At 37.5% G+C, this 6,056-nt stretch carries 8 protein-coding genes; 6 read left to right on the top strand and 2 right to left on the bottom strand.

Annotated elements, in window-relative coordinates:
• The 5 genes from BDR01S_RS17930 to BDR01S_RS17910 form a co-directional block, all read left to right on the top strand.
• Positions 1-224, top strand: a 224-nt coding sequence (locus BDR01S_RS17930) for a DnaB-like helicase C-terminal domain-containing protein (RefSeq protein WP_218007884.1), incomplete at its 5' end; no start/stop codon positions are given.
• Between the two features lie 242 nt (positions 225-466).
• On the top strand, positions 467-712 hold the full coding sequence (locus BDR01S_RS26305; protein WP_235846604.1) for a hypothetical protein: 246 nt from the start codon (positions 467-469) through the stop codon (positions 710-712).
• A gap of 30 nt (positions 713-742) precedes the next feature.
• A complete protein-coding gene (locus tag BDR01S_RS17920) occupies positions 743-1,006 on the top strand; it encodes a hypothetical protein (RefSeq protein WP_218007883.1) in 264 nt (87 codons plus the stop codon).
• Positions 1,007-1,295: 289 nt separating this feature from the next.
• The gene (locus BDR01S_RS17915; protein ID WP_066255662.1) at positions 1,296-1,610 is read left to right on the top strand and encodes a nucleotide pyrophosphohydrolase; all 315 of its coding nucleotides are present in this window, start codon (positions 1,296-1,298) and stop codon (positions 1,608-1,610) included.
• 89 nt (positions 1,611-1,699) lie between these two features.
• A complete protein-coding gene (locus tag BDR01S_RS17910; RefSeq protein ID WP_235846603.1) occupies positions 1,700-3,454 on the top strand; it encodes a DUF2075 domain-containing protein in 1,755 nt (584 codons plus the stop codon).
• A gap of 224 nt (positions 3,455-3,678) precedes the next feature.
• On the opposite strand, the gene BDR01S_RS17905 is transcribed toward BDR01S_RS17910, so the two are convergent.
• Together BDR01S_RS17905 and BDR01S_RS17900 are read right to left on the bottom strand one after the other, a co-directional pair.
• Positions 3,679-4,254: a cysteine dioxygenase gene (locus BDR01S_RS17905; RefSeq protein ID WP_066255657.1), complete on the bottom strand. Its 576-nt coding sequence runs from the start codon at positions 4,252-4,254 to the stop codon at positions 3,679-3,681.
• Between the two features lie 12 nt (positions 4,255-4,266).
• Entirely contained in the window at positions 4,267-5,193 is a 927-nt protein-coding gene (locus BDR01S_RS17900; RefSeq protein ID WP_066255654.1) for a DMT family transporter, read from the bottom strand.
• 354 nt (positions 5,194-5,547) lie between these two features.
• Between BDR01S_RS17900 and BDR01S_RS17895 the strand changes: the two genes are divergently transcribed.
• Entirely contained in the window at positions 5,548-6,036 is a 489-nt protein-coding gene (locus BDR01S_RS17895) for a DUF1643 domain-containing protein (RefSeq protein WP_066255651.1), read from the top strand.
• Positions 6,037-6,056 lie beyond the last annotated feature (20 nt).

The following is a 6,056-nucleotide window of genomic DNA, read 5'->3' as shown; positions in this document are numbered from 1 at the left end:
CCAGAGCCGATAAAAAGCCAATGATGTCGGATATCCGTGAATCGGGCAGCGTGGAACAGGATGCCGATGTCATTCTGTTCCTGTATCGTGAAGCGTATTATAACAAGGAAACTCAGAATAAATCTCTTGAAATCATTGTCTCGAAAAACCGAAATGGTCCAGTTGGTTCAGCGCTTGTGAATTACAACGAACATACAGGAAGGATTGAGGACCAAAAGGAATAGCCATTGTAACCATTGCCTATGAGAAAGTGCCATCGAACATCACTTAAATGGAGGTGTTAGGACATGCTTGTTAATGATCTTTATTTAGAGTCTATCCAGTTAGCAGAATCCTCATTGGCCCACTGCATCTACCATTTGCTACCGAAAAGAAAATTTCATTAGAGGACGACGTTTCACAAATTAACTTCCAACAAATCGACAACCAGAAAGTAAAGGAATTGGTTCATAAAAATGTGCTAGGTATGACGAAAGTGGGCATCTACTCCCTGAAGATGACAAAGAAGGATTTTGTCTTTATCTATGCAGCCGGCAAGAATGAGGCAATCCAGTTCTATCTAAAAACATTTAATCAATCCCCATTGAACTGTCATGAATATTCATTAGATTACCAGCTTTCTAGAGGGTATAGTGCCATTTCGTTTCGCGAAATGAGAAAGGAATTCGAGATTATTCCTGCCATAGCGGGGTATTTTAGGAGGGAAAAATGAAAGGGAGACATCTGCCTTTCTGTATTGGGTGTGGGGATTACCTATCAAATGAAGAATTTAGTGAGAAGTGCCACAGATATCATTTTTGTAAAGTTTGTAATAGGAAAGGTAGGAAGGTATCCTCTGAGTAAACCTCCGAATATGATGGAGAGAATGAAAATTTCTTCTTATTCGAATATCAGAAATCCCGTTATATTTATCAGTGATGAATTTGATTCGGATATTTTTGTTTATCAAGAAAATATGGATCAAAAATTAAAAGTATCAGAAACACTACAAAAAATGAACTATTAATGGAAGTTTTATATAAAAAATACTACGAAACATTGGAAAACGGTCATGTTCTTGACAGTGAAGAAGTGATGGAAGAGGAGAATTTAGAAATATCAAATTTGTGAGCAAATTGACTTAATGAAAAGTTAAGTAACTAAGAACAACTATTAGTACCTGTTCTTTCGCTTGATGACTTAATTTGATTTAATTAAAATGTTTATTTTTCTCTGTAGTGTTAAAATAAGGTATTAATATTAAATATTTTAAAAAAGTAATGATCCCCTTACTTGCAACATAGGAGAGAGTGAAAATGAAAGAATTAACCCAAAAAATTTTAACCTTCCGTGATGAACGAGACTGGAAAAAGTACCACAACGAAAAAGATCTGGCCATTTCAATTTCCCTTGAGTCTAATGAATTACTTGAGAATTTCCAGTGGCGAACTAGTGAAGAAGCAATCGCTGAATCAAGACAGAATATAAAAGAAGAAATGGCTGATATTCTAATATATCTTGTGCAACTTGCAGATAAGATGGAGATTAATTTTGAAGAGGAAGTCTCACACAAGCTGATTAAAAACGCTATTAAATACCCAGTGAACAAAAGTGAGGAAAAAGTTAAATGATTATTTATAATGAGACCTCTTCAAATTTTTTAAACCATATTTACGAAAATAAAATTGGGTATGTTCTCCAGAAAAACGTTCTTTCCAAAATGAACAAAGTAGTTTCTGGAAGTGAATTGAGGTCTTGGGAGAACTCACTTCCGCAAATGGCTAAGGTTTTAAGGGATGCGGATTTAAAAGAAGATACACATGTCCTATTAGAATATAAGCTGCCCTCATCCGAAAAGAGGATCGACTTTCTCGTTACTGGCCAAGATGAACAGGGTACTAAGAATGCTGTCATTATAGAGTTGAAACAATGGCAGAAAGCAAAGATTTCCGAGGGAGATGGCATTGTTCGGACCTTTTTAGGAGGAAGGGAACGGGAAACTGTTCATCCAGCCTATCAAGCATCTTCTTATAAAAGATATTTACAGAACTTTAACGAGTCCTTATATAGTGACTCAACATCCATTCAACTTCACTCTTGTGCTTATTTACATAATTATATTATGGCTAGTATCGGGGAGCCGCTGCTAGATAAGCGTTACAGCAGTTATCTGCAGGAATCTCCTGTGTACTTCCAATTCAATGATCGGGACTTGGCAAGGAATATCCGGAAATTGGTTTCAAAAGGGAATGGGAAGGAAATTGCTGACACCATTGAAAATGGTAAAATTAGACCTTCTAAAAAATTGGTTGAAACAGTCGGCTCATTAATTGAAGGCAATGAAGAGTTTGTGTTACTAGATGAACAAAAGGTTGCATATGAAAAAGTAATGAGTAAGTATAACGATTTCAAGGCACAGACGGACCAAAAGCATGTCATTATTATAAAAGGTGGCCCAGGTACCGGGAAATCGGTAATTGGATTAAATTTAATGAGCTATATGCTTAAATCGAGAGCTTATGTAGAGTATATAACTCCGAATCAGGCATTTAGGGAAGTACTCCGAAAAAAGTTAATTGGTTCTTCAAGTCATGTGGAAGTAAGAGATTTATTTAAAGGGTCGGCTTCTTACGTACATGCACCTGAAAATTACTTTGATGTACTAATATGTGACGAAGCTCATCGACTAAAAGAGCAAGGACATATGAAAAAGAAAATTGAAGGTGAAAATCAAGTAACGCAAATTATTAGATCTTCACGAATAAGCGTGTTTTTTATTGATGATTTCCAGAAAATCTCTAAAAAAGATATAGGAAGTGTGAAAGAAGTAGAGAAGGAAGCGGCTAGATTTGGAGCAGATATACATACTGTCGAACTTGAATCCCAATACCGATGCTCAGGTTCTGGAAATTATATTACATGGCTAGATAGTATCCTGAACGATGATAAAGAGATTTTAAAGCTGAAAGGGGAATTTGACTTTAAACTGGTTTCGAGTCCTCAAGAATTGAAAGAGGAAATTGTGAATAAACGTGGTGGCAGATTGTTAGCCGGCTACGCATGGGAATGGAACAAAGCTATTGTGGATGGAAAACTTGCTGATGATGTTTTCATCGAGGAGCATAACTTTGCATTGCCATGGAATGACCCCAATAGAATTGACTGGGCCATTCATCCGGAATGTGCAAATCAAATAGGATGTATTCATACAGTCCAAGGTTTGGAAATGGATTATGTCGGTGTGATTATTGGAAAAGATCTGGGCTATGACGAAGAAACTGAGCAGATCATTGTAAGAAGAGATGAGTTTAAGGACAAAGGTGCAAAACCTGCTAAACCGAAAAAAGGACAGGTGGATCCATTAGTAGAACTTGTTAGGAACACGTACAAAACATTAATGACCAGGGGGATGAAGGGGTGTTATGTTTATTGTTGTGATAAGGGGTTGGAAAGATATATCAGAGCTCAATTGTAGATAAATAAAGAATGGTACGGTGTTGCATCACTCAATCTTCAAAACTGCTTGAGACCTGCGTGCCAGGTCTGGTGGGTTCTATTTCCACGCAGTCCTGCCAAATTTTCCTTTGTTATAAATACAAACTTACCAGCACGGTGGATTTTTCACCGTGCTTTTTTGGTGTGAAATAATATATTTCGGGTTGAGACAGGCACCGAATTTTAAGAACTTTTCTTTGGTGATCATTCTTCAGGAGCAGCATTTTTCATAAGTTGTATCTCTTTTACCTTCTGGGATTGCTCTTTTGGCCACCATGCACCACAATCGTCTGATACGACACAGGCTGCACATTTTTGAAAGTCGTAAACAATCATCCCGGTAATGGGAGGGGAATAAAGGTGGAGAGTTACCATATCTGTATGGTTAGAAGCTTTCATCATTTTATGGACCGCCTTTTTCGGTGCATAATAAAATTTACCTTTATGGTGGTATTCATGAAATAATTCTGCAGGTAAGCCATTTCCTCTTATCTCGTACACCGTATTAAGGGAAGTTCCAGAGAGAACTTGAATCCAGCCGTGGGAATTACCATGATCATGTGGAGCACACTCCAACTGGGACCAATTCATCACGAGCAACTCGACTTCTTTGTTTTTATAAAGAAGTTTTCGATTATACGGCAATCCCTTTAACGGCTCTGGAAGGTGAGCAAGATCATCAAGTGTTATACCAAGTTGTAGTAGAGCATCTTTCAACTCGGCTTTTGACGGACTTATTAAGGAATCTAAGACAGTCTTCACCTTACTTGTCAAAGTCATAAAGCTCTCCTCCTATAGTCGCATATTCTTTAAATAGCTGACCAACATAGGCACAGGCTGGCCGTTAACAATAATCACTCCAATTATAATTATGAGTCCCCCGGTAGCACTTATGAGAAAAACTTTTTCGTGTAAAAGCAATACCGCAGCAATTAATGTTGTGATTGGCTCCAAATAAAGAAACATTGAGACCTTTGAAGCCTCTAAAACTTGAAGTGCTTTCCCCCAAAACCAATAAGCCATTCCCGAAACAAAAACACCAAGAAACACCAAATGTGCCCATTCTGTATAGCTCAAAAGGGAAAGGGATTCCCAGGCTCTATTTCTGATGATAAATGGTGTGGTAAGAATTAAACCTATTAAACTCATATAATACGTTATCAAAAGAGGAGAATAAGGAATCTTTAAGCTTTTTAAGAGCACCGAATAAACTGCCCAGTTCAATGTGCTCAAAAGCATTAGGAGGAAGCCTATATTAATAGCAAACTGAAAGGATTGTCCACTTCTTGTCGTTGTGACAATTAGAGCACCTGTGATTGCCAGCAACATTCCTACGGCCTTAATTATACTTAATCTTTCATCCAAAAAGAAAATGGATAGGATTACGGTAAAGATGGGAGAAAACGAGATGAGCCATCCCGCTGCGGAAGCATTAATCGTTAATAATGCTGTCGCTTGGAGTACCTGATGAACAAAAACCCCTAGAATACCTAGTACCATTAAATGTGGGACGTATTTTATGGAAATAAGCAGCCGATTTCGCTGAATTAGTAACAGCAACAGCAAAAATATGGTCCCAATTCCAAAGCGAAGAACGAGTAATGAAAAGGGGTCAAGCTTAACTAGCACAGCCTTCGTCGATACAAATGAAACTCCCCAAAAACTAATCGACATCGTCGCATAAAATGCAGCAGTTAACTTGGATCTATAATCAGTCATAGGCTGAACAATCCTCTCAGCAATAGGTAATTATTTAATCATATGCTTGTCTTGCTTGAAGATGATTGTTCCTTAAGGGGCTAAAGGGTGTTCTTGCCACTTCCTCAAACGGGAGGTATCGTAACTGGAGCAGCTCATCAATTGGTATTTCAAACACATTACAGTAGATCTTTAGTTTGGGATTAATCATAGGGTTAATGAATTAGAGGAAAAAGTGGACTTATAGAATGAAAAAGAATTTTAGGGTCAGTCCCAAGGTGCGTTAAGGCTTTACTTCACCGGGGGACTGACCCCATCTCTTCAAAGAGTAATTAAATGAAACTTATATAAAGCCTTTATGTGGGGGAGAGTTTGATGATTAAAGAGGCCATTTTTGATGAACAGAGAGAATATCGTTATTCAATAAAAAGAGCATGGGATAAAAATAAAAAGAGAGTGGTATTTATTTGCTTAAACCCAAGTACAGCCGATGAATACGAAGACGACCAAACATTAAGTCGTTGTATTGATTTCTCAAAAAGATGGGAAAATGGCTCATTTGGCTCACTTGAAGTAGTAAATTTTTTCGCAATAAGGACAACAGACCCGCAAGTGATGATAGCTGCCAAGAATCCTGTGGGAAAAGACAATGACGAGTATAATCTGAATGCTGTAAAAAATGCTGACTTAATCATTGCTGCTTGGGGAAAGCATGGTTCATTCAGACGAAGGGTTCGTGAAGTTCTAACCTTGATTAAGAATTTATTGAGGGAGATTCATTGTTTAGAAGTTTTGAAATGTAAACAACCGAAACATCCCAGCCGTGCAAAAAAAGCTTTAGAACCGACTTCATATATTTATTAGTAAACAATGAGGTTTTCTTG

The sequence above is a fragment of the Neobacillus drentensis NBRC 102427 genome (assembly GCF_001591445.1).
GTDB lineage: Bacteria > Bacillota > Bacilli > Bacillales > Cytobacillaceae > Neobacillus > Neobacillus drentensis.
Note: the sequence above shows the minus strand (reverse complement) of the source record. Positions and strands in the feature narration are given on the sequence as shown.

Excerpts from the sequence above, each read along its gene's own strand:
- BDR01S_RS26305 (WP_235846604.1), top strand. The coding sequence starts at position 467 with ATGACGAAAGTGGGCATCTACTCCCTGAAGATGACAAAGAAGGATTTT.
- BDR01S_RS17900 (WP_066255654.1), bottom strand. The coding sequence starts at position 5,193 with ATGACTGATTATAGATCCAAGTTAACTGCTGCATTTTATGCGACGATG.
- BDR01S_RS17895 (WP_066255651.1), top strand. The coding sequence starts at position 5,548 with ATGATTAAAGAGGCCATTTTTGATGAACAGAGAGAATATCGTTATTCA.
- BDR01S_RS17915 (WP_066255662.1), top strand. The coding sequence starts at position 1,296 with ATGAAAGAATTAACCCAAAAAATTTTAACCTTCCGTGATGAACGAGAC.
- BDR01S_RS17910 (WP_235846603.1), top strand. The coding sequence starts at position 1,700 with ATGAACAAAGTAGTTTCTGGAAGTGAATTGAGGTCTTGGGAGAACTCA.
- BDR01S_RS17905 (WP_066255657.1), bottom strand. The coding sequence starts at position 4,254 with ATGACTTTGACAAGTAAGGTGAAGACTGTCTTAGATTCCTTAATAAGT.